Here is a 2,500-nt window from a genome sequence, read left to right as displayed (position 1 = left end):
TACCCCACCAAGCATGCTTGATGGTTTAGGCTCTTCCCGTTTCGCTCACCACTACTCAGGGAATCTCTTTTGATTTCTTTTCCTCCAGCTACTAAGATGTTTCAGTTCACTGGGTTGGCTCTTTACTGCCTATGGATTCAGCAGTTAGTTCTTTGGGGTTGCCCCATTCGGATATCTCCGGCTCATTGCTTGCTTCCAGCTCCCCGGAGCGTTTCGTCGGTCGCCACGTCCTTCATCGCCTCTGTGTGCCGAGGGATCCACCATAAGCTCTTTGTAGCTTGACCACATTCTCTTGTTTGGATGATACGGACGCCTTCTTCGATTGGACGTCTCGTTTTTTCCTGCTTTTTAACGTTACTATGCAGTTTTCAAGGTTCTTTGGCTGGAATTAGAGTCCAGCAGTCTCTCTGAGGCTTTTCGAGTTTCAGAGTCGATGCTGACTTCTTTTTCCGGTTTTCGGTTTTGACTTGCTCGGCTTATAGATATGCCCCTCAACCGGGCTTCCCAACTCAAGCTTTACCCTCTTACTTGTCAAGCAATCAGCTTGACTTTAGGTGGGCCATCCTGGACTCGAACCAGGGACCTCACCCTTATCAGGGGTGCGCTCTAACCACCTGAGCTAATAGCCCATGAACCGGAACCGTAATAGTTTGAAAGCTTTTGATGACACAACCTCGACGACCTGGGATGACCTTCTGTGACCGACTTCATCGGTGTTCAGAGGTTCGGTCTCCCTTAAAAGGAGGTGATCCAGCCACACCTTCCGGTACGGCTACCTTGTTACGACTTCACCCCAGTCATCAGCCCTGCCTTCGGCGTCCCCCTCCTTTGCAGGTTAGGGTAACGACTTCGGGCGTGGCCAACTCCCATGGTGTGACGGGCGGTGTGTACAAGGCCCGGGAACGGATTCACCGCCGTATGCTGACCGGCGATTACTAGCGATTCCGCCTTCACGCAGGCGAGTTGCAGCCTGCGATCTGAACTGAGCCACGGTTTATGGGATTTGCTTGTCATTGCTAACTTGCTGCCCTTTGTCCGTAGCATTGTAGTACGTGTGTAGCCCAGGACGTAAGGGGCATGCTGACTTGACGTCATCCCCACCTTCCTCCGGTTTGTCACCGGCAGTCTCCCTAAAGTGCCCAACTTAATGATGGCAACTAAGGACGAGGGTTGCGCTCGTTGCGGGACTTAACCCAACATCTCACGACACGAGCTGACGACAGCCATGCACCACCTGTGTTCCGGTTCCCGAAGGCACCCTTCTGTTTCCAGAAGGTTCCGGACATGTCAAGTCCTGGTAAGGTTCTTCGCGTTGCATCGAATTAAACCACATACTCCACCGCTTGTGCGGGCCCCCGTCAATTCCTTTGAGTTTCACACTTGCGTGCGTACTCCCCAGGCGGGATACTTAACGCGTTAGCTACGGCGCGGCCCGGGTCGATACAGGCCACACCTAGTATCCATCGTTTACGGCTAGGACTACTGGGGTATCTAATCCCATTCGCTCCCCTAGCTTTCGTCCCTCAGTGTCAGTTGCAGTCCAGCAGAGCGCTTTCGCCACCGGTGTTCTTCCCAATCTCTACGCATTTCACCGCTACACTGGGAATTCCCTCTACCCCTACTGCACTCTAGCCGTTCAGTTTCCACCGCCTTTCCAGGGTTAAGCCCCGGTCTTTAACGGCAGACTTGAACAGCCACCTACGGACGCTTTACGCCCAATTATTCCGGATAACGCTTGCATCCTCCGTATTACCGCGGCTGCTGGCACGGAGTTAGCCGATGCTGATTCCTCAGGTACCGTCATTTTGTTCTTCCCTGAGAAAAGGGGTTTACAATCCAAGAACCTTCCTCCCCCACGCGGTCTTGCTCCGTCAGGCTTTCGCCCATTGCGGAAAATTCCCCACTGCTGCCTCCCGTAGGAGTCTGGGCCGTGTCTCAGTCCCAGTGTGGCTGATCGTCCTCTCAGACCAGCTACCGATCGTCGCCTTGGTAAGCTTTTACCTTACCAACTAGCTAATCGGACGCGAGCTCATCTTCAGGCTATAAATATTTCACCTCTCGGCACATCCGGTCTTAGCAGTCGTTTCCAACTGTTATCCCCGTCCTGAAGGCAGATTCTCACGCGTTACTCACCCGTCCGCCACTAGAATCCGAAGATTCCCGTTCGACTTGCATGTGTTAAGCAGACCGCCAGCGTTCATCCTGAGCCAGGATCAAACTCTCCATTGTGTTAAGTGAGTTTGTTTTTTTGGCTATTGGAAACTATAAGTTTCCTACCGACTTCGTCTGGGTGATTGAAGTTTCTTCCAATTCACCTGATTTTTTTGACGAGGTACTTGTGTTTACTTGGCTTTCAAACTATTATTTTTTCTAGGTTCGGTGCGCTTCGGTGTCGCTTCACTTTCGCTTGCTCTCCCGACCGCTTTATTAATGTAGCAACCACGAACCGCTTCTGTCAACTGTTTTGAAAAACTTTTTTGGAAAACTCTCAAAATCCCCA

The 2,500-nt window shown here is 51.8% G+C and carries 1 tRNA gene and 2 rRNA genes (1 of these 3 cut by a window edge); all 3 read right to left on the bottom strand.

The features are described from left to right. Positions 1-284: ribosomal RNA gene (locus NDA03_RS24925) — 23S ribosomal RNA — on the bottom strand; it reaches 2,604 nt to the left of the window's first position. 271 nt (positions 285-555) lie between these two features. Next, positions 556-629, bottom strand: a tRNA-Ile gene (locus tag NDA03_RS24920). Positions 630-738: 109 nt separating this feature from the next. Then, positions 739-2,229: ribosomal RNA gene (locus tag NDA03_RS24915) — 16S ribosomal RNA — on the bottom strand. Together the 16S and 23S rRNA genes with 1 tRNA gene alongside form the textbook arrangement of a ribosomal RNA operon. Positions 2,230-2,500 lie beyond the last annotated feature (271 nt).

The sequence above is a fragment of the Trichocoleus sp. Lan genome, assembly GCF_039961855.1.
Classification (GTDB): domain Bacteria; phylum Cyanobacteriota; class Cyanobacteriia; order Cyanobacteriales; family FACHB-T130; genus FACHB-T130.
Note: the sequence above shows the minus strand (reverse complement) of the source record. Positions and strands in the feature narration are given on the sequence as shown.